Raw genomic sequence first — 18,850 nt, forward strand, 5'->3', positions numbered from 1 at the left:
GAGAGGGTCTCCGGCTACGCGCCCAGAACACCGTGACCGGAGAGGTTCAGATGTGCGAGATGAGCGTGCGTGGCGTCAAAGGTAAGACTAATCTCACCACCCGTTGTTTTGGCCGACCCCGAGGCAGCCTCGGCGTGGCGGTACTCAAAGCCGTTCGGCAACTGGATCGATGCCCTGTGCGCAGCGCCCGATACGATATGAGGAATCGGGCTGACCTCGACGTCGAAGACCCCTTGAACCCTGGCATAGCCACTGCGATTATCGCGGTTCCAGTTCAATTCGATCGGTACAAAAAGCGTTTCATGTTTCGTCGGTGCCATCGCACTGTAAACGTACCACATGGTCGCCATTTCATCGGTGTCTTCGCCGGTCATGATGGCCTGCAATGCTGCGCGCTGTTCGGCTGTAGCACTTTCGTCAATGATCAGTTGCATCTGACCATTGCCTTCGTGGATCGGTCCCGGCCAGTGATAAACACCTGCTGCCCGCAAACCTGCCAGATCAGTATCGCCATAATGTCCGCTTTCGATGTCGAAAACGACCACTGCCTCGCAATTGCCATGAGATGGAAGAACGCTGAATTGGCAGGGGCAACCGAAATTGCAATTACAATTGGCCAGTTCTTCGCCCTGAATAACCCACTCTGTCATGATAGCCCCCCAAGAAAAGCTGCGTAAAACAACACTGCTCCGCGCGGGCATTACCTGTTTACACTGCCTTGGCCGTCGAGCCTGAAGTCGGCCTCTTGGACGTATCAGTCGCGGTAAACCTATCACGATATCGTGATATGTACAAACTTAGTCACTGCCGTCCGGTCCTCACCGGCTTGGAAATACAGTCCAGAATCCCGTGGGGGTTGAACGTGGTATTCGCCTTTGCATTCCTCTGATAGAATTGGGGCATATTTTTAAAAACCGGGAGGATTGTCATGAGCTTTATGAAGACACTTGCGTCCGTTGCAGTTGGTTTCGCAGCCGCGAAGGGGCTGGAAAAATACCAGAAAATGGGCGGAATGGCTGGCTTGCAGGACATGATGCAAGGCGCAGGCGGTGGCCTTGGCATGGATCAACTCGGCAAGATGGCCGAACAGTTCGGCCTTCCCGGAGGTGCGACAGGCCTTCAGGACATGATGGGCAAGATGGGGTTGGGTGGCAGTACCGCCGGTGCCGCCGGTCTTGGCGGGCTTTTGAATGCGATGCAGGGGGCGGCCAGAACTGGTAGCCAGCAAACTACCGACATGATGGAGACGGTGTTTGGCGGAACACCAGCCGGTGCCGCGATGGAAGCTCAGGCCAAGCTTATGTTGCGGGCAATGATCCAGGCGGCCAAGGCAGACGGCGAATTGGATGAACACGAGAAAGAAACGATCCTGGGTGAACTGGGCGATGACATCAGCGACGAAGAACGCGCATTTGTGCAGGAACAACTGAACGCACCCGTCGACGTAATGGGTCTGGCAGCTGATTCTGGGGCGCCTCTCAGAACGCAGATTTATGCGACATCTCTGGCGGCAATACGGTTGGACAATGATCGTGAGGCCGCATATTTGCGGCAATTGTCCACTGCGCTGGGCCTTTCGGACGGTGAAAGAGACCAGATTCACAACTATATGGGCGCACCAACGTTACCGGGTTGAACCTGTGCCCGATTCCTGGGCTGGGATTGTCCGATTGGCCTTGACATGCACGGCGTAGCGCGTAAAAGCGCACGCTCATAGGAATTCAACCGAAAGGCCCCTGCCTTTCCGGACGCAGGAGATAACCATGGCGAAGCCGACGACAATCAAGATCCGTCTGAACTCGACCGCGGGCACGGGCCACTTCTACGTGACCAAAAAGAACGCACGCACCATGACCGAGAAAATGACCATTCGTAAATACGATCCGGTCGTTCGGAAGCATGTCGAGTACAAGGAAGGCAAGATCAAGTAATCTTTCCGTTCCATTTGGACTTTCCAAAAAGGCTCTGCTTGGCAGAGCCTTTTTTCGTGCTGAATTCCGGTGGTTGGTTGCCAGAAACATCAACTTGCCCACTTGGGGCCGTTGCAGGAGCGCATCAGCCACCGATGCAATCGCATGGCCTGTGGCTTGCTTTTTGTGCCGACCTGCAAGTACGCTTGAGCAAACCGCCACAAAATGTTGACCGCCATGAAAAAAATCTTGTTATCCACAATAGCCGTTCTGACTTTGGCGGCCTGTGAAGACCCGTTCAACCGCAAAGGTGTCGGGTTTACCGGAATCGATGGCGAACCCCGCACGATTTCCGACGTTCCCGGAGCCGTCGCTTTTCTGCCGCCCGAAACGAACGTCCCTGCCGAACTGGCAGAGCTTCAGACCGTCACTCTCTTGGTTGATGAAGTGGATCCATCCAAGGTGGCGTCCGTTGCCATCGACAATGGCGGGCAGACGCCGGGCAATGCGGTCCAGCTACAGGGCAGCGATACGAATCTGTTCTTGAGCACCGTCAGTGTCAACGGAACCTTGTATGGTGTCCTTCGTACGCCGACGAACAGCGTTAAGGTCGACAACTCGGTCGGCGTTGGTTTTGCGCAAGAGGCCGAGCGTTTCACCGGGTGTCTACCTGCTGGCGATGTGTTCCGCAAAGGCACGTCCGAGCGTAGTTCGGGCTTTGCAGTACCGTTGAACTGTAGCTAAGTCTTTTACCTTCTGATGTATCAAGCCCTCGCCGATCTAGCGGGGGCTTTTTCTTGACCGGGCGCGCGTACATCGCTGCCTTTTCCGGTAGAACTTGTGCGCCGGACAAGCTCTATCACCAGTTGGTTCAAAACGAAAAAAGGCCGGTCTGATGACCGGCCTTTCCCCATACCAATGGTATGCAATTACTCGCGATTGCCCAGGAATTGCAGCAGGAACATGAACAGGTTGATGAAGTCCAGGTACAGTTTCAATGCACCCATGATAGCAGCCTTGCCCAGCCATTCCTGATCGCCACTGTGGGCCATTTGCAGGTATGTGGTCTTGATGTTCTGGGTGTCGTAGGCGGTCAGGCCCGCGAAGATCAGAACGCCGATGGCCGAGATTGCAAAGGCAACCGCCGAAGACGCCAGAAAGATGTTCACAACCATCGCGACGATCAGGCCGATCAGGCCCATCATCAGGAAAGTGCCCATGGCGGACAAGTCTTTCTTGGTTGTGTAACCGTACAGGGACAGGCCCGCGAACGCGATTGCGGTGATCAGGAAGACCTGGATGACCGACTCACCGGTGAAAACAAGGAAGATCCAGCTGATCGAAATGCCCATCACCGCAGCAAAAACGTAGAACACCAGCTGTGCGGCGGCTGCCGACATGCGGTTGATCCCGGCGCTGAAGCCGAAAACAAACAGCAAAGGTGCAAACATGATGACCCAGCGCAGGGGCGACGCGTAAATGCTATAGCCCAGCGATGTCAGATAGGTATCGGCATTCAACTGTGCCGCCGCGGCTGACGGATCGCTTGTGGTTGCCAGGCCCGCGATGGCCCAGGCTGCTGCGAACGTAATCAGCATGCCGACGGACATAGTGCCGTAGACTTTGTTCATATGGGCGCGCAGGCCCTCATCAATCTCGGCAGCGCGCGCGCCGGCCGCCGTCCGGATCGTGTCGAATTGTGCCATCAAAGGGTCTCCCTTTACATAATTATTCAGCCCCCCTGCTATGAGGGAAGCGTTCTAGGCAAATATCGGCAACTCAGGGCTGTGTTTCAAGTATTTACCGCGGAAAACCTACTAATTTACGCAACAAAAGTGGCGATCCGCAACACGTGACCGCCACTCATGAACTAAAGATATGTATTTGCATCATTTCTGCCAGAATTCCGGCGCGTCCCAGACGAAACGTCTGGCTTCGGCATCAGCCTCTGATCTAGAGACTCCGATGTCCTGAAGGGCGCGATCATCAAGTCGCGCCAGCCGACGGCGTTGACGCTTCAGGGAAACAGCACGCCTGATGATAGTGCCGAGCGATTGCTTCTTGGGATTGCAATGGTGATGAATGGCAATTTGGGTCATATTTATTGTCCTTTCGTGCATTCTCGATGGTTTATCTCGTCTTCATCAATTTCCTTGATTGATATGGGGGAGTATGACATATTTTTAAAACGAATATTTTTGATGAAACACATAAGGAATCGTGAAGATGCGGAATCTGGACATCACAACCCTTCGGTCATTTGTTGCGGTGGCGGATCAGGGTGGGGTGACTCGCGCTGCCGGATTTCTGCATCTGACGCAATCTGCGGTCTCGATGCAGTTGAAACGGCTGGAAGAGTTGCTTGGTCTTCAGTTGTTGGACCGCAGTGGCAGAACGATTGCCCTGACCGCGTCTGGCGAGCAACTGCTGGCCTATGCGCGCCGTATGATCGCATTGAATGATGAGGTCATCTCGAAACTGACCGATCAGGCCTTTGAGGGTGAGGTGGTATTGGGGGTTCCTCACGACATAGTTTACCCGGCCATCCCACGGGTCCTGCAACGGTTCAACGCGGATTTCCCACGGGTCCGAGTTCAGTTGGTCTCGTCTTATTCCTTGCAGTTGAAAGACATGTACAAACGCGGCGAATGTGACGTGATCCTGACCACGGAACCGTCGTCGGTGGACGGTGCGGAAACCATTGCAGAGCTGCCCTTGCGCTGGATAGGTGCGCCGGGTGGATCGGCCTGGCGCAAGCGTCCGCTGCCTTTGGCACTTGGACGTCGCTGCTTGTTTCGACCACAGGTGATCTCTGCGCTGGATGCAGCCGGTATTCCCTGGGAACTGTCGGTGGAAACTGAAAACGACCGCACAATCGAGGCCACAGTCAGTGCTGATCTGGCAGTGTATGCGGCACTGGAAGGTACCGAAGCCGCACATCTTGAACAGATCGAAAGCGGGGGTGCGTTACCGGACCTGCCTGCGCATATGATCAACCTGTATGGTGGCGAACCGGGTCGAGACGCGGTTGTCGAAGCGCTGGCACAACTGGTACGTCAGAACTTCCGCCTTCTTGGGGGGACGCAGCTGCGTGCCGTAGTGGGCTGATTGTGGTCAGGGGGTGATCACGATTTTGCCTGTCGATTTCCGCTCTTTCAGCAACCGCATGCCCTGCGCGACCTCATCAAGAGGCAAGACGTGGCTAATGTGCGGATTGATACGGCCCTCGGCGTGCCAGCGGAAAAGAGTGTCAAAACTTTCGCGCACGGCTTCTGGCCGGAATTTCAGATACCCGCCAATGTAAAAACCGATCACAGTCAGATTCTTGACCAGCAGATGATTGGCAGGGATTTGCGGAACATCGCCGCCGGCAAATCCGATGGGCAGCAGGCGGCCTTCGGGATTGGTGGCGCGGAAGGCCGCCTTGAACACATCGCCGCCGATTGCATCATAGACGACATCCGCGCCGCCAAGCGATCTGACCCGATCCCTTAGATCCTCTGAGGTATCAATCAGGTGGTCGGCCCCCGCCGCACGGGCAACGGCCAGCTTTTCAGGGCCGCGGGCCTGTGCGATGACGGTGGCGCCCATGAGCTTGCCGATCTCAACCGCGGTCAGCCCAACGCCGCCTGCTGCTCCGGTTACCAGAAGCGTCTCGCCGGGTTGCAGCCGGGCGCGGTGGTCAAGGGCCATGTGACTGGTACCATAAGCAATCTGGATCGCGGCGGCATCTTCGAAACGGGTCGTGTCAGGCAACGGGATCGCGCGATCGGCGTCGAAAACGCCATACTCTGCCAGCCCGCCCTGACCAGAATAGACGGCGATCCGATCACCCGGTTTCAGGGTGGGCACACCTGGACCGATGGCATCCACGACACCGGCTATTTCCATTCCCAAAGTAAACGGCGCAGGCGGTGTATCCTGATACGTTCCTTTCTGCATCAACAGATCAGCGAAATTCAAACCGCAGGCTTTGATCGCCACCCGCACCTGACCCTCACCCGGCTCGGGTTTCGGTACATCGCACAGCTGGGCAACTGCTCCCTCGGATCGAATACAAAAGGCCTTCATGTGGCTCCTCACGTGTTTCGGGCATTGGCACGTCGGCTGTACAAGATGTCAATTCCTTATGCGCGGCGTCCTGAAACGACTGAAAATCTGTCGCATGTCCAACCGGGGCAAGCGAAAAGCGCACAGGGCTTTTGACACATACAACCACAGCCCTTGTGAGGGGGGATCGACTCAACCAGCTTGAAAAAAAATTCAAAACGGGCAATATAGACTATCAGTGCTGGTAACGGGGGACGGCACAGTCCGGATTAGGGGGCGGTTAAGGAAGCCCCTGTTGGTATTGCGATCTCGGACGTCGCTCGATCCCGTACAAATGTGTGTGTAGTAGAGGAGAATACCAATGACTCATCACGTCGATGTCCATGTGGGCAAACGCGTTCGGCATCGCCGCTGGCTGATTGGGATGACCCAGCAACAATTGGCGCAGCAAGTTGGTATCAAGTTTCAGCAAATCCAGAAATATGAGACCGGAGCCAACCGAATCAGCGCGTCCCGCCTGTGGGACATTGCCGAGGCTTTGGACGTACCGGTAAGCTTCTTCTTCGAAGGTCTGGAAGAAGCAGAGAAAAGCAGCTCGGACAAGAAATCTGTTCCAGCTGATCTGATGGGCGATAAAGAAGCCCTGGATCTTGTACGCTCTTACTACGCAATTCCGGAAAACCAGCGCCGCCGCCTGTTTGAACTTGCACGTGTCCTCAGCGACGTCGCCTGATCAGACTGGCTTGACTTTGTCAGGTAATGCCCGCACCAGAGTGCCATGCATCCGGCGAGTTTAAGCGACATTGAAATTGCAGAAGAAATGGCCGAAGCGGCACGCGCGGCCATTCTTCCTTTTTTTCGTCAGACCAATCTGGAAACTGCGAATAAGCTGACCGAAGGGTTTGACCCCGTCACCGCGGCGGATCGGGCCGCCGAAAAAGCCATGCGAGAGGTGCTGTCCCGGTTGCGCCCCGAAGATGGCGTGTTGGGCGAAGAATACGGTGCGCACAAGGGCAGCAGTGGCCGAACCTGGGTTTTGGACCCCATCGACGGCACGCGCGGGTTTATCAGTGGCACACCAACCTGGGGCGTTCTGATCGCGCTCAGCACAGCAGACGGGCCGATCATCGGAGTGATTGATCAGCCCTATATTGGCGAACGCTTTGTCGGATCGACAGCTGGTGCGCATCTTACAGGGCCACTGGGGACCAGTAAGCTGCAAACCCGGGGGACGAAATCTCTGGCGGAGGCGACGCTGTTCACCACTTTTCCTGAAGTCGGCACCCCGGATGACCGGGCCGGGTTTCAGGCCGTATCGGAACAGGTGCAACTGACCCGATATGGAATGGACTGCTACGCTTATGCCTTGTTGGCCGCTGGGCAGGCAGATCTGGTGATCGAAGCAGGGCTGAACTCGTATGACATTCAGGCGCCTATCGCGGTTATTCAGGCGGCAGGCGGAATTGTGACCGATTGGCAAGGTGGCCCGGCGCATGAGGGCGGTAGGACATTGGCCGCAGCCAACGCAGAGATTCATGCAGAGGCCCTTCAGATCCTGCGTCGGTTCTGAAATCTGTTGTAGCAGATCCCGATGACGGGTACATAATACACGGTCGGTTCTTAAGCCCGTTTTCCGCCGACCTTCGCACTCCTTGCAAGAGACGGGCAGATGCAGGAGCGCGACATGACGGAAATCCTACTCAAAAACGCTGACCTGATCCTGACGATGGACGAGTCCCGGCAGGAACTCCCCGGGGCTGACATTCTGATCCGCGAAGGCCAGATTGCGGGGATCGGGTACGGATTGCAGACACAAGGCGAGGTTCACGATGTTTCGGGCTGTCTGGTGACACCCGGACTGGTGAACACTCATCACCATCTTTACCAAACGTTGACCCGCGCGGTGCCGGGCGGGCAGGACGCATTGCTGTTCGGGTGGCTTCAAACACTTTATCCGATTTGGGCGAAGTTCGGACCAGACGAGATGTTCACCTCGGCCCAGATCGGTTTGGCAGAGCTGGCGCTGTCAGGCTGTACGCTCAGTTCCGATCACCTGTACCTCTACCCCAATGGATCGCGGCTGGAGGACACGATTGCTGCCGCATCCGAGTTGGGGATGCGATTTCACCCGACACGTGGCGCGATGAGCATCGGTGAAAGCGATGGCGGCCTGCCTCCGGACAGCCTGGTGGAAGAAGAAACTGCTATTCTGGACGACATGATCCGCGTTGTGGATGCTTTTCACGATCCGTCCGAAGGGTCGATGTGCCGCGTAGGTCTGGCCCCGTGTTCACCGTTCTCGGTCAGCCGGGACCTGATGCGAGATGCCGCCCTTCTGGCACGGGACAAAGGCGTGATGTTGCATACACATCTGGCTGAAAACGATGAAGATATCGCCTATTCACAGGCTCAGTTCGGCTGTCGGCCCGGTCAGTACGCCGAAGATCTGGGTTGGATCGGCCCGGATGTGTGGCACGCTCATTGCGTCAAGCTGGACGGGGCCGAGATTGACCTGTTTTCGCGTACGAAAACCGGTGTCGCTCATTGCCCATGTTCGAACTGCCGTCTGGGATCAGGCATCGCGCCGGTGCGGGCGATGCGCGATGCGGGGGTAAAGGTCGGCCTCGGCGCTGATGGCTCGGCCAGTAACGACAACGGTAATCTGATGCTTGAGGCCCGGCAGGCACTGCTGTTGCAGCGGGTGGTTAATGGGGCAGATGCGATGTCGGCCCGCGAAGCATTTGAGATTGCAACACGTGGCGGGGCCGATGTGCTGGGGCGTCCTGATTGCGGGCGGCTTATGCCGGGAAAACGCGCGGATGTCGCTGTCTGGGATATGCGCAGTATCGAATGCGCAGGCAGTTGGGACCCGGCAGCACTGCTTCTGGCCGGTCCGATGCAGGTAAAGCACCTGTTTGTAGAAGGCCGCCAGATCGTGCGGGATGGGCATATCACGACGATTGACCTGCCCCGCGTGATTGAGCGTCAAAACAGTCTTGCCAAGGCGTTGCAGGCCTAAGCGGCCTTCCGCCCACCGATCCAGACCTCGGCCACAGCCCGATCATCACCCATCATGATGGTCGGGAAGATTGCCTCCCAAACATCGTTTGCACAAGCCTCGCGCTGGGCGATGGCCGGGGTCGAGGCGAGATCAATCACGACCAGATCCGCCTCCATTCCCGGCGCAATGTTGCCGATGCAATCATCCATCCGCAGGCTGCGCGCCGACCCGACTGTACCCAGCCACAGCAATTGCGCCGGATGCAGGGGGCACCCGCGCAACTGACCGATTTCATAAGCGGCAGCCATGGTGCGCAGCATTGAAAAACTTGATCCGCCACCGGTGTCGGTGGCCAGACCGATCCGGTGGCCATCGTGGATCAAGCCGTTCATGTCGAACAGACCCGACCCTATGAAGGTGTTCGAGGTGGGGCAGTGGATCAGTGACGCATCAACCTCGCGCAGACGATCGCGTTCCCGGTCTTCCAGATGGATGACATGCCCATAAAGTCCGTTCTGCCCCAGCAACCCGAACTTTTCGTAAGTGTCCAGATAGTCCCGGGCATCGGGGAACAGGGAGCGGACCCACTCGATTTCGTCTGTCTGCTCGCTCAGGTGTGTTTGCATCAGGCAATGGGGATGTTCCGCCCAAAGCGCGCCCATGGCCTCAAGCTGTTCTGGGGTGGACGTGGGCGAAAACCGGGGCGTGATGGCATAGGACAGGCGGTCGACACGGTGCCATTTCTCCAGCAGCGCGGCAGATTGGTCATAGGCTGTCTGGGCCGTGTCCCGCAGACCTTCAGGCGCATTGCGGTCCATACAGGTCTTGCCCGCGACCACGCGCTGTCCCCGTTGCTGCGCGGCAGTGAAAAAGGCATCCACGCTTTCGGGGTGGATGGTGCAAAAACTGCACATCGTCGTGGTGCCATGGGCGGCAGTCAGATCCAGATAACGGTTGGCGATTTCAGAGGCGTATTCAGGATCACCAAACTTCATCTCTTCGGGGAAGGTGTAGGTGTTCAGCCAGTCGATCAACCGCTTCCCCCAACTGGCGATCATGGCGGTCTGCGGGTAGTGCACATGCGGGTCAACGAAACCCGCAATGATCAGGTGATTGTCATAGTTCTTGATGACGGCATCAGGGTGACGCCGCATCAGCGCATCGGACGCGCCGACATCGGCAACGCGTCCTTTGTCAATCACGACCGCTTCGTCCAGCCGGGTCGCTTCGGTTGGCTCTCCGTCAAAGGGTGAGCCTGTGAAACTCAGAACGTGCCCTTTCAAAAGCGTCTTTTGCGCCATTTGCCCTGTTCTCCACCTGTTTGGGACCGCGCTGTAGCATAGGCAGACGAAAGAAGTGGGTAAATCGGCGCATTGTCATTGTTTTCTGGTAGCTGCTTCTTCTATTTAGGGGCCAATCGCCGAAAGAAGGGGGCAGCGCATGACGACAGGCAATAACCAAGCCGAACACGATCTGCCCCAGGACGAAGACGCGTATGCGCTGGATCGCCGGACCGTGGCGGCGATTCTTTATGCGGTTGATGTGGATGATCGCGACAAGCTGATTGAGCTGATGGAGCCGCTGCACGCGGCCGATATCGCTGACCTTTTGGAGCAGATCAATCCTTATGACCGGGCCCGGCTGATCCGGCTTTATGATAAGGAATTTGACGGCGACATCTTGTCTGAACTGGATGAATCGGTTCGCGAGGAAATCATCGCCGTTCTGACCCCCGAGGTTCTGGCGGAAGCCGTGCGCGAGATGGAAAGCGACGACGTCGTTGACCTTCTGGAAGATCTTGAGGAACCGCAGCAGGAAGCCATTCTGGGCGCGCTCGAAGATTCCGAGCGGCTAGCAGCGCAACAGGCGCTTGCTTACCCCGAGAGTTCTGCTGGTCGTTTGATGCAGCGTGAGGTCGTCATGGCCCCCGAGCATTGGACCGTCGGTCAAGCCATCGACTTCATGCGTGCCAATGACGATCTGCCCGAGCAGTTCTATCATGTTGTTCTGGTCGATCCGCGCCTGAAACCGACAGCGCAGGTGACATTGGGCAAGCTGATGGCGTCCCGACGTGAAGTGCCGTTGCGCGATCTGGCGGAAGAGGAGTTTCACATCATCCCCGTTGATCAGGACGAGGAGGATGTGGCTTATGCCTTCAACCAGTATCACCTGATCTCGGCCCCCGTGGTCGATGCCGACGGGCGTCTGGTTGGTGTGATCACCATCGACGACGCGATGGTTGTTCTGGATGAAGAGCACGAAGAAGACATCCTGCGCCTTGCCGGTGTGAGCGACGAAAGCTCGCTGTCCGACAGTGTGGCGGCCACCAGTCGGCGACGGTTGCCCTGGCTGGCGGTAAACCTGTGCACGGCAATCTGTGCTTCGTTGGTGATCTCACAATTTGCGGCGGCAATTGACCAGCTTGTCGCGCTGGCCATCCTGATGCCGATTGTTGCATCCATGGGGGGCAATGCGGGAACGCAGTCGCTGACCGTTGCAGTGCGCGCACTGGCGACGCGCGACCTGACCAACTCAAACGTGATGCGCGTTATCAGGCGGGAACTGCTGGTGGGCATGTTGAACGGGCTCTGTTTTGCCATTGTACTGGGGACCGTGGGAATGCTGTGGTTCGGTTCACCTTGGCTGGGTGTCGTGATTGGGTCAGCCTTGGTCGTGAACATGATCATCGCGGGCTTTGCAGGTACGGTAGTACCGGTAGTGCTGGATCGTCTGGGAATTGACCCGGCGCTGGCGTCAGGAACCTTTGTGACAACCACAACCGATGTCATGGGGTTCTTCATCTTTCTTGGGCTTGCCAGTGTGGTGCTATTGTGACCGATCTGACTGAAATCAAAGCAGCTGCACGCAAAGCGGCATTTGCGCGCCGCAAGGTCGCGTTCGACACGCGTGTTCCCGGTGCGGCCGGACGTTTGTCCGAGGTTCTGGCGGGTTATCGCGGCGTGCCCTTGTCAGGCTACATGCCAATCCGAACCGAGATCGACCCGGTGTCTGCCATGGCTGAAGCTGCGGCTTATGGACCTGTCGGTGTTCCCGTGATACAAGCCGCTGGAAAACCTCTGAAATTTTCGCGCTGGACGCCAGAAGGACCGCTGAAAGACGGCCCATTCGGTGCCAGAGTGCCCGAGGTTGATGATTATTTCGACCCCGAAATCCTGATTGTGCCGCTGGTGGCTTTTGATGCCAACGGCGGGCGTTTGGGATATGGCGGTGGATTTTATGACCGCACGCTGGAAGGATTGCGAGGCAAGCGCGCGACACTGGCAATCGGTTTCGCTTTTGACGCGCAAGAGGCGCAGAAACTGCCGCTGGAGCCGACCGATCAGCCGCTGAACATGGTTATCACCGAAAGCCGGGTGCTGACGTTCTAAGCCTCATTGCTGAAAGTGGCTGCGTAAATAGTCCCAGGCATCCACCTCGGTACCGTCTTTCAGGATGCAGATACCAAAGACGCTTCCATCTTCGTTCTTCCGAAGTTGGTAAACCCCATCATTCTCGACGCAAAAGGTTGCCGCGGGATTGGGCATGGATGTCTTTGTGCCTTGCGCCATAACACCCGAAGCGACCACAAGGCCGAATGTCAGTATTGCCAATAGCTTCACAACATGTCCTTTTGATTTAAGCGCATGGCTAAGACTTTGCCACGCCTGCATGCAATTTCAAGTTCGGCTCAACTTAAATTTCACGGTTCCGCCTTGTTATTGCCCAGCACAGCACCTACGACCCGGATCATGAGGATTTTGTTTCTTGGTGATGTGATGGGGCGCGCGGGGCGCGCGGCCGTTCAGCAACATTTGCCGCGCCTGCGCGACGAATGGCGGCTGGATTTCGTTGTGGTCAATGGCGAAAACGCGTCGAACGGCATGGGGTTGAGCGGCGATCACGCCAAGCTGCTGCTGGATGCCGGGGCAGATTGCCTGACATTGGGCGATCATGCGTTCGACCAGAAAGACATGCTGCAATATATCGAGAAAGAACAGCGCATCGTGCGCCCGGTGAACTATGCAAAGGGTGCGCCGGGGCGGGGGCACCGGCTGTTTAACGCACCCGGCGGGCGCAAAGTTCTGGTGGTGCAGGTGTTGGGGCAGGTCTTTATGAAACGGCCATTCGACGACCCGTTCTCGGCCATTGAACCTATCCTGAAGTCGCACCCACGGGGTGGACAGGCACAGGCCATCATCGTCGATATGCATTGCGAGGCGACGTCTGAGAAGATGGCCATGGGTCATTATTGCGACAAGCGCGCCAGCCTTGTGGTGGGAACACATACCCATGTACCGACAGCGGATTCGCAGATTCTGCCAGGTGGCACAGCCTATCTGACGGATGCGGGCATGTGCGGCGACTATGACTCGGTCATTGGTATGGACAAGCAGGAACCGATGCGCCGGTTCATAACCGGGATGCCCAAGACCCGGTTTACCCCTGCCAATGGCGAGGCCACGCTGAGCGGAGTTTTCGTCGAAACGGATGATCGCGACGGCCAGGCCAAATCTGTTCGCATGGTGCGCGTTGGTGGACGTTTGGAACAAGCCGGGCCTGATTGACGAACGTCAGGCTTGCCCTGCCACGCGCAATGCGTGAAACTGCATGTCATCAGGCGCTTGGGCCAGGGTTCGGACAGAATACCACGAATGAATTTCCTTTCACTGACAGAGACGGGCAGCGCAATTCTGGCGCTGCTGATTGTTGCGAGCATGTTCGTCATGTTCCTGCGCGAGGTTTATCCGACCGAGGTCGTGGCCATCGGTGGTGTCTCACTGATGCTGGTCACAGGGATCCTGCCCTATCAAAGCGCGCTGGCGGTCCTGTCCAATCCCGCGCCCTGGACGATTGGGGCAATGTTCATCATCATGGGGGCCTTGGTGCGGACCGGGGCATTGGACGCCTTCACGTCGACCGCGCAAAGGCAGGCGCAGGTCAACCCGCGTATTGCCATCGGATTGCTGATGGGATTTGTCGTGCTGGCCTCGGCTTTTGTGTCGAACACGCCCGTTGTTGTGGTCATGATCCCGGTTTTTGTTCAAATCGCCCGCACGCTGAACGTACCCGCGTCAAAGCTGCTAATTCCACTCAGTTATGCCGCCATTCTTGGCGGGACACTGACACTGATCGGAACGTCCACCAACCTGCTTGTGGATGGTGTGGCCCGCGCGCAGGGGATGAAAGCTTTTTCGATATTCGAGGTCACGCCGCTGGGGATTGCACTGGTGATCTACGGCATGATCTATCTGCGTTTCATCGCCCCCAGATTGTTGCCCGAGCGGGATAGCATGGCCTCGCTGCTCAGCGATCGGTCCAGAATGAAGTTTTTCACCGAAGCGGTCATTCCGCCCGACAGCAACCTGATCGGGCGTGAAGTGACCGGCGTTCAGTTGTTCAAACGCCCCGGCGTGCGTCTGATCGACGTGGTCCGGGGCGATGAATCGCTGCGGCGCAATCTGAAGGGCGTTGAATTGCAGGTCGGTGACCGCGTAGTTCTGCGCACCGAGATGACCGAACTTCTGAGCCTACAGAGCAACAAAGAGCTGAAGCGTGTGGATCAGGTTTCTGCTGTCGAGACCAAGACGGTCGAGGTGCTGATCACACCCGGATGCCGTTTGGTGGGTCGGACCCTTGGAATGATGCGACTTCGGCGTCGGTATGGTGTCTATGTGCTGGCCGTTCACCGTCGCAATCAGAATATCGGTCGCCAGTTGGATGATCTGGTGGTTCGGGTAGGGGATACATTACTGCTGGAGGGCGCCCCGGCAGATATCCAGCGCCTTGCGGCGGACATGGACATGGTGGATGTCAGCCAACCTTCTGCACGCGCCTTCCGTCGCAGCCATGCGCCAATTGCAATTGGCGCGCTGGTCGGGATCGTCGTCCTTGCAGCGCTGGGTGTCGCGCCGATCCTGCTGTTATCGATTGTGGCCGTAGCCGTGGTTCTTCTGACCCGCTGCATCGACGCGGACGAGGCGTTCTCCTTTGTCGAAGGTCGCCTGTTGGCGCTGATCTTCGCGATGCTCGCCATCGGTGCGTCACTGGACAGCTCTGGTGCGGTTTCACTGATTGTCGAGGCCGTGGCACCGGGATTAAGCGCTCTGCCGCCCTTCCTGATCATCTGGGCGATCTACCTGCTGACCTCGGTGCTGACCGAACTGGTTTCCAACAATGCGGTTGCGGTTGTGGTCACGCCTATAGCCATCGGGCTAGCCCAGGCCGTCGGAATGGACCCACGCCCGTTGGTGGTTGCCGTTATGGTCGCGGCTTCGGCGTCCTTTGCAACACCGATCGGATACCAGACCAACATGATGGTCTACGGCCCTGGCGGCTACAGGTTCACCGATTTCATGAAGGTGGGTGTTCCGCTAAATCTGACAGTCGGATTGTTGGCATCCCTGCTTATTCCGTTGATCTGGCCTTTGTGATTTCGGCGCAGAATTGCCACTTTGTCGAAGCACATCTTGCAAAGACCCAAGGGCACACGATCTTTTGCGAAGAGGGTTTGCAAAAGGAATTGACCTATGCAGCAATTAAGTCGCGCAATATGGGTGGGTGCAGCAACTTGGGCAGCGTTAAGCGGTGTCGCCATTGCCGGTGCAGTTGAAGGGACCGCCACATACCGAGAGCGCATTGCACTGCCACCGGACGCAACTCTTTATGTCGAGCTTCAGGATATCTCGCTGGTCGATGCTCCCGCTGTCACGCTTGCCGCGCAACGGTATGCGCTGAGCGGGGTGCCCGCACAGTTCAAATTGACCTATGACGATGCACTGATCATGGATGCTCATCGCTATAGCGTTCGGGCATCTGTGATGCAGGGGCAAAACCTGCTGTTCACCACAGATACCGTTTACCCGGTTCTGACGAATGGGGCAGAAAATGCCGCTGATCTTCTGTTGGTTCAGGTCCAGGGGCAGGGGGCGGAAGCGCTGGACAACACCCAATGGGCCGCCTCGGGCCTGAATGGTGCGCCTGTCGAATCCGAGAAACGCCCCGAGCTTGTCTTTGGTCAGGATGGGGTTATTTCAGGAAGCAGCGGCTGCAACCGGTTCAGTGGTCGGGCCGAGATCTCCGGTAATCGTATTGCGTTTCCTGACAACATGGCGGCAACACTCATGGCTTGCCCACCTCCGTTGGACGCGGTCGAGCGGCAATTCCTGCAAGCCTTGCAAAACGTCACGACCTTCGCGATGCAGGGCAACGCTCTGGCTCTGCTGGATGCGCAGGGCCAGCCGGTGATCAAACTGATGCGCAAGTAACCGGGAAAGTGCGTCAGGCGACAGCCCTTGAACGCCCGGCATTGCGACCGGAAAAGATGCAGCCGCCCAGGAATGTACCCTCCAGCGCGTTGTAGCCGTGATAACCGCCGCCGCCGAATCCGGCGACTTCACCAGCAGCGAACAGGCCCGGCACGACATTGCCGTCTGATCCAATCATCTGACTGTCCAGATTGGTCTGCAATCCACCCAGGGATTTGCGTGTCAGGATATGCAGCTTGACGGCAATCAGCGGGCCGTTGGCCGGATCCAGAAACTTATGCGGTTTGGCTGTGCGGATCAGTTTATCTCCGCGATAATTGCGCGCGGCAAGGATCGCCATCATCTGCGCGTCTTTCGAAAAGGGGTTGTCGACCTGCAAATCCCGGGCTTCGATCTGGGCACGCAGATGAGCCTCGTCTATCGGAGTGTCGCCCAGATGGTTCATGCCGTTGACCAGTTCAGTCAGCGTGTTGGCAACAACAAAATCCTCACCCTTTTCCTTGAACGCCTCAACCGGGGCGGTTGCGCTGGAACCGGACAGAATGCGTTGGCGGATTACCTCTTTCCAGCTACCTGAAGTGAAGTCGGGGTTTTGTTCCGACCCGGACAGCGCAAATTCCTTTTTGATCACCTTCTGGGTCAGAACGAACCAGCTGTATTCATATCCGGTTTTCAGGATCTCACGCAGAGTTCCCAGAGTGTCGAACCCCGGCAGACAGGGCGGTGCCAGGCGGTTGCCCCTGGCATCAAACCACATTGAACTTGGGCCGGGCAGGATACGAATGCCATGGGCGGGCCAGATCGGGTCCCAGTTGCGCACGCCTTCGGTGTAGTGCCACATCCGATCACCATTGATGACATGGCCGCCCGCCTTTTCGCTGATTGCGATCATGCGGCCATCGACGTGAAAGGGTACCCCTGCAACCATATCTTTGGGCGGCTCACCCAAACGGTCCCGGGGCCAGTTTTGACGCACCATGTCAAAATTGCCACCAATACCGCCGGACGTGACAATGATTGATGGGGCATAAACTTCGAACTCGCCAACCTCATCGCGGTTGGTTTTGTTACCGCGCTGGGCGGTGTCATCGGCCAGAATTTCTCCGGAAACACCTTTGGCGGTTCCGTTCTGCATGATGATATGGCTGACTTGGTGGCGGAACTTCATCTGGATCAATCCGGCGCTGACATGGTCGCGGACGCGTCGGATAAATTGTTCCAGAACGCCGGGGCCGGTGCCCCATGTGATATGAAAGCGCGGGACCGAGTTGCCATGCCCCGTCGCATAAGACCCGCCACGTTCGGCCCAGCCAACGACCGGAAACCAGCGCAGGCCCATTTCGTGCAGCCATGGCCGCATTTCGCCAGCGGCAAACTCAATATAGGCTTCGGCCCATTTGCGGGGCCATGCGTCTTCGCCACGGTCAAATTGCGCGCTGCCCATCCAGTCGCGCAGCGCCAATTCGTGGCTGTCGCGTATACCCATGCGGCGCTGTTCGGGTGTGTCGACCATGAACAGGCCTCCAAGGCTCCAGAACGCCTGACCGCCCAAAAAGGTTTCGGGTTCCTGATCGACAATGATCACCTTCTTGCCCCGGTCGCCCAGTTCCGCCGCAGCTGCCAGCCCGGCCAACCCGGAACCGACGATAATCGCATCTGCAGTATTGTTTGTCATGAACACTCCTTTCAGCGGCGGCGGAACAAAGCGGTGAACGGCAGATCCAGGGCAGGCAACATGATGCCACAGACGGCCGAAAGCAGGGTCAGCGAAACAGGGCGGCCGGCAATGGCAACCTGATGATCCGCAATCAACCCCTCGCAAAGTTGCGTCAGATCAGCCTAAGCGAGGCGGAAAGGCGCAGGCAACCACGCCGTTGGGTCACTCGTATCGCTGGACGAAACGGCGCAGGATTTCGCCGGGCTGCGTGACCTTCGCCGAATGGCAGTGGTCGATCAGTTTCTGCGCGTCTTCGGGCGGGAAATAGCCGTGGTTCCTGTAGATGTTGATACGCTGTTCAAAGTCTTTGGCATCGGCTTCCGGATGGAACTGAGTGGCATAGACGTTCCGGCCCCAGCGGATCATCTGGAACGGGCAGGGGTCGGACGCAACAAGGTGAACGCAGCCCTCGGGCAGGGCTTGAACCGCTTCTTTGTGGCCAACAAACGCATCAAAGGTGGCGTCCAACTCTGCGGTCAACGGGTCTTGTTGTCCTTCGGGGGTCAGGCGGCACCTGGATGGTCCCACAGGCTCGCCATACCGGGCTTTGCTCACGTTGCCATCCAAATGCACGGCCAGAATACCAAGGCCATAGCAACACCCCATGAAGGGATGATCCTGCGCGGTAATCTGCGGCATCAAACCCAGGATCGCTCCTTCGATCCGCGCATCCGTCGCGGATTTGGTCGCGGGGTCATCACTGACGCATCCCGGCCCGCCGCCTACGATAATCCCCGCATAATCGGTGACTTTCAGCCCTTCTGGCAGGTCTTCGCAATCCAGACGGATGCGATGCGTGCGTTCGGGTAACAACCCGCTGCGGTTCAGGATCGAGGCATATTCTGCGTCGGAGGCATCCGTTTCCGGGCGCAATTGCAGGATCAAAAAGCGTTTCATGAACAGCCTT

The 18,850-nt window shown here is 57.5% G+C and carries 20 protein-coding genes; 12 read left to right on the plus strand and 8 right to left on the minus strand.

Annotated elements, in window-relative coordinates; all coding sequences use genetic code 11:
- Positions 1-14: 14 nt before the first annotated feature.
- The gene (locus ACR3FC_RS13910) at positions 15-650 is read right to left on the minus strand and encodes a DUF1326 domain-containing protein (RefSeq protein ID WP_480475765.1); all 636 of its coding nucleotides are present in this window, start codon (positions 648-650) and stop codon (positions 15-17) included.
- Positions 651-928: 278 nt separating this feature from the next.
- Between ACR3FC_RS13910 and ACR3FC_RS13915 the strand changes: the two genes are divergently transcribed.
- The 3 genes from ACR3FC_RS13915 to ACR3FC_RS13925 all read left to right on the plus strand — a co-directional run bounded on the left by ACR3FC_RS13915 (position 929) and on the right by ACR3FC_RS13925 (position 2,654).
- Entirely contained in the window at positions 929-1,636 is a 708-nt protein-coding gene (locus ACR3FC_RS13915) for a DUF533 domain-containing protein (RefSeq protein WP_480475767.1), read from the plus strand.
- A 127-nt stretch (positions 1,637-1,763) separates the two neighbouring features.
- On the plus strand, positions 1,764-1,931 hold the full coding sequence (rpmG, locus tag ACR3FC_RS13920; protein WP_037309480.1) for a 50S ribosomal protein L33: 168 nt from the start codon (positions 1,764-1,766) through the stop codon (positions 1,929-1,931).
- A 216-nt stretch (positions 1,932-2,147) separates the two neighbouring features.
- Positions 2,148-2,654, plus strand: coding sequence for a hypothetical protein (locus tag ACR3FC_RS13925; protein ID WP_480475769.1), 507 nt, complete (start codon positions 2,148-2,150; stop codon positions 2,652-2,654).
- Between the two features lie 185 nt (positions 2,655-2,839).
- On the opposite strand, the gene ACR3FC_RS13930 is transcribed toward ACR3FC_RS13925, so the two are convergent.
- Entirely contained in the window at positions 2,840-3,616 is a 777-nt protein-coding gene (locus ACR3FC_RS13930; RefSeq protein ID WP_480475771.1) for a Bax inhibitor-1/YccA family protein, read from the minus strand.
- A gap of 183 nt (positions 3,617-3,799) precedes the next feature.
- Complete coding sequence (locus tag ACR3FC_RS13935; protein WP_480475773.1) at positions 3,800-4,009, minus strand: YjiS-like domain-containing protein; 210 nt, start codon at positions 4,007-4,009, stop codon at positions 3,800-3,802.
- Between the two features lie 127 nt (positions 4,010-4,136).
- On the opposite strand from ACR3FC_RS13935, the gene ACR3FC_RS13940 reads away from it, so the two are divergent.
- The gene (locus ACR3FC_RS13940; RefSeq protein WP_480475775.1) at positions 4,137-5,018 is read left to right on the plus strand and encodes a LysR family transcriptional regulator; all 882 of its coding nucleotides are present in this window, start codon (positions 4,137-4,139) and stop codon (positions 5,016-5,018) included.
- 6 nt (positions 5,019-5,024) lie between these two features.
- Here ACR3FC_RS13940 and ACR3FC_RS13945 read toward each other — a convergent pair whose 3' ends face one another.
- Positions 5,025-5,981 (minus strand): NADPH:quinone oxidoreductase family protein, encoded by a 957-nt coding sequence (locus ACR3FC_RS13945; RefSeq protein WP_480475777.1) that lies wholly within the window; start codon positions 5,979-5,981, stop codon positions 5,025-5,027.
- A gap of 340 nt (positions 5,982-6,321) precedes the next feature.
- On the opposite strand from ACR3FC_RS13945, the gene ACR3FC_RS13950 reads away from it, so the two are divergent.
- From ACR3FC_RS13950 to ACR3FC_RS13960, 3 genes are all read left to right on the plus strand, one after another.
- Complete coding sequence (locus ACR3FC_RS13950; protein WP_480475779.1) at positions 6,322-6,693, plus strand: helix-turn-helix domain-containing protein; 372 nt, start codon at positions 6,322-6,324, stop codon at positions 6,691-6,693.
- 45 nt (positions 6,694-6,738) lie between these two features.
- Positions 6,739-7,530 (plus strand): histidinol-phosphatase, encoded by a 792-nt coding sequence (gene hisN, locus ACR3FC_RS13955; RefSeq protein ID WP_480475781.1) that lies wholly within the window; start codon positions 6,739-6,741, stop codon positions 7,528-7,530.
- A gap of 114 nt (positions 7,531-7,644) precedes the next feature.
- On the plus strand, positions 7,645-8,979 hold the full coding sequence (locus ACR3FC_RS13960) for an 8-oxoguanine deaminase (RefSeq protein ID WP_480475783.1): 1,335 nt from the start codon (positions 7,645-7,647) through the stop codon (positions 8,977-8,979).
- Here ACR3FC_RS13960 and guaD read toward each other — a convergent pair.
- Entirely contained in the window at positions 8,976-10,262 is a 1,287-nt protein-coding gene (gene guaD / locus ACR3FC_RS13965) for a guanine deaminase (protein WP_480475785.1), read from the minus strand. The two genes, ACR3FC_RS13960 and guaD, sit on opposite strands and share 4 nt — an antisense overlap.
- A gap of 139 nt (positions 10,263-10,401) precedes the next feature.
- Here guaD and mgtE point away from each other — a divergent pair, with 139 nt between their 5' ends.
- The gene (gene mgtE, locus ACR3FC_RS13970; RefSeq protein WP_480475787.1) at positions 10,402-11,796 is read left to right on the plus strand and encodes a magnesium transporter; all 1,395 of its coding nucleotides are present in this window, start codon (positions 10,402-10,404) and stop codon (positions 11,794-11,796) included.
- Positions 11,793-12,350 carry a 5-formyltetrahydrofolate cyclo-ligase gene (locus ACR3FC_RS13975; RefSeq protein ID WP_480475789.1) on the plus strand — a complete coding sequence of 186 codons (558 nt, stop codon included), beginning with the start codon at positions 11,793-11,795 and terminating at the stop codon, positions 12,348-12,350. The genes mgtE and ACR3FC_RS13975 overlap by 4 nt, the downstream gene beginning before the upstream one ends.
- A gap of 3 nt (positions 12,351-12,353) precedes the next feature.
- On the opposite strand, the gene ACR3FC_RS13980 is transcribed toward ACR3FC_RS13975, so the two are convergent.
- Complete coding sequence (locus tag ACR3FC_RS13980; protein ID WP_480475791.1) at positions 12,354-12,581, minus strand: putative hemolysin; 228 nt, start codon at positions 12,579-12,581, stop codon at positions 12,354-12,356.
- 129 nt (positions 12,582-12,710) lie between these two features.
- Here ACR3FC_RS13980 and ACR3FC_RS13985 point away from each other — a divergent pair, with 129 nt between their 5' ends.
- The 3 genes from ACR3FC_RS13985 to ACR3FC_RS13995 all read left to right on the plus strand — a co-directional run bounded on the left by ACR3FC_RS13985 (position 12,711) and on the right by ACR3FC_RS13995 (position 16,226).
- Positions 12,711-13,526, plus strand: coding sequence for a TIGR00282 family metallophosphoesterase (locus ACR3FC_RS13985; RefSeq protein ID WP_480475793.1), 816 nt, complete (start codon positions 12,711-12,713; stop codon positions 13,524-13,526).
- 87 nt (positions 13,527-13,613) lie between these two features.
- Positions 13,614-15,392: an SLC13 family permease gene (locus ACR3FC_RS13990; RefSeq protein WP_480475795.1), complete on the plus strand. Its 1,779-nt coding sequence runs from the start codon at positions 13,614-13,616 to the stop codon at positions 15,390-15,392.
- A gap of 96 nt (positions 15,393-15,488) precedes the next feature.
- Positions 15,489-16,226, plus strand: coding sequence for a YbaY family lipoprotein (locus ACR3FC_RS13995; RefSeq protein WP_480475797.1), 738 nt, complete (start codon positions 15,489-15,491; stop codon positions 16,224-16,226).
- Between the two features lie 13 nt (positions 16,227-16,239).
- Here ACR3FC_RS13995 and ACR3FC_RS14000 read toward each other — a convergent pair whose 3' ends face one another.
- The gene (locus tag ACR3FC_RS14000) at positions 16,240-17,901 is read right to left on the minus strand and encodes an FAD-binding dehydrogenase (protein ID WP_480475799.1); all 1,662 of its coding nucleotides are present in this window, start codon (positions 17,899-17,901) and stop codon (positions 16,240-16,242) included.
- Positions 17,902-18,105: 204 nt separating this feature from the next.
- Positions 18,106-18,840 carry a glutamine amidotransferase gene (locus tag ACR3FC_RS14005; RefSeq protein ID WP_480475801.1) on the minus strand — a complete coding sequence of 245 codons (735 nt, stop codon included), beginning with the start codon at positions 18,838-18,840 and terminating at the stop codon, positions 18,106-18,108.
- Between the last annotated feature and the right edge of the window lie 10 nt (positions 18,841-18,850).

The sequence above is a fragment of the Ruegeria sp. AF3 genome (genome assembly GCF_056536285.1).

What these genes read in the sequence shown, in the direction of transcription:
- ACR3FC_RS13935 (WP_480475773.1), bottom strand. Translation starts at nt 4,009, where the DNA reads ATGACCCAAATTGCCATTCATCACCATTGCAATCCCAAGAAGCAATCG.
- ACR3FC_RS13995 (WP_480475797.1), top strand. Translation starts at nt 15,489, where the DNA reads ATGCAGCAATTAAGTCGCGCAATATGGGTGGGTGCAGCAACTTGGGCA.
- ACR3FC_RS13925 (WP_480475769.1), top strand. Translation starts at nt 2,148, where the DNA reads ATGAAAAAAATCTTGTTATCCACAATAGCCGTTCTGACTTTGGCGGCC.
- ACR3FC_RS13940 (WP_480475775.1), top strand. Translation starts at nt 4,137, where the DNA reads ATGCGGAATCTGGACATCACAACCCTTCGGTCATTTGTTGCGGTGGCG.
- ACR3FC_RS13990 (WP_480475795.1), top strand. Translation starts at nt 13,614, where the DNA reads ATGAATTTCCTTTCACTGACAGAGACGGGCAGCGCAATTCTGGCGCTG.
- ACR3FC_RS13910 (WP_480475765.1), bottom strand. Translation starts at nt 650, where the DNA reads ATGACAGAGTGGGTTATTCAGGGCGAAGAACTGGCCAATTGTAATTGC.
- mgtE (WP_480475787.1), top strand. Translation starts at nt 10,402, where the DNA reads ATGACGACAGGCAATAACCAAGCCGAACACGATCTGCCCCAGGACGAA.
- ACR3FC_RS13945 (WP_480475777.1), bottom strand. Translation starts at nt 5,981, where the DNA reads ATGAAGGCCTTTTGTATTCGATCCGAGGGAGCAGTTGCCCAGCTGTGC.
- ACR3FC_RS13985 (WP_480475793.1), top strand. Translation starts at nt 12,711, where the DNA reads ATGAGGATTTTGTTTCTTGGTGATGTGATGGGGCGCGCGGGGCGCGCG.
- rpmG (WP_037309480.1), top strand. Translation starts at nt 1,764, where the DNA reads ATGGCGAAGCCGACGACAATCAAGATCCGTCTGAACTCGACCGCGGGC.
- ACR3FC_RS13960 (WP_480475783.1), top strand. Translation starts at nt 7,645, where the DNA reads ATGACGGAAATCCTACTCAAAAACGCTGACCTGATCCTGACGATGGAC.
- hisN (WP_480475781.1), top strand. Translation starts at nt 6,739, where the DNA reads ATGCATCCGGCGAGTTTAAGCGACATTGAAATTGCAGAAGAAATGGCC.
- ACR3FC_RS13950 (WP_480475779.1), top strand. Translation starts at nt 6,322, where the DNA reads ATGACTCATCACGTCGATGTCCATGTGGGCAAACGCGTTCGGCATCGC.
- ACR3FC_RS13930 (WP_480475771.1), bottom strand. Translation starts at nt 3,616, where the DNA reads ATGGCACAATTCGACACGATCCGGACGGCGGCCGGCGCGCGCGCTGCC.
- guaD (WP_480475785.1), bottom strand. Translation starts at nt 10,262, where the DNA reads ATGGCGCAAAAGACGCTTTTGAAAGGGCACGTTCTGAGTTTCACAGGC.
- ACR3FC_RS14005 (WP_480475801.1), bottom strand. Translation starts at nt 18,840, where the DNA reads ATGAAACGCTTTTTGATCCTGCAATTGCGCCCGGAAACGGATGCCTCC.
- ACR3FC_RS13915 (WP_480475767.1), top strand. Translation starts at nt 929, where the DNA reads ATGAGCTTTATGAAGACACTTGCGTCCGTTGCAGTTGGTTTCGCAGCC.
- ACR3FC_RS14000 (WP_480475799.1), bottom strand. Translation starts at nt 17,901, where the DNA reads ATGACAAACAATACTGCAGATGCGATTATCGTCGGTTCCGGGTTGGCC.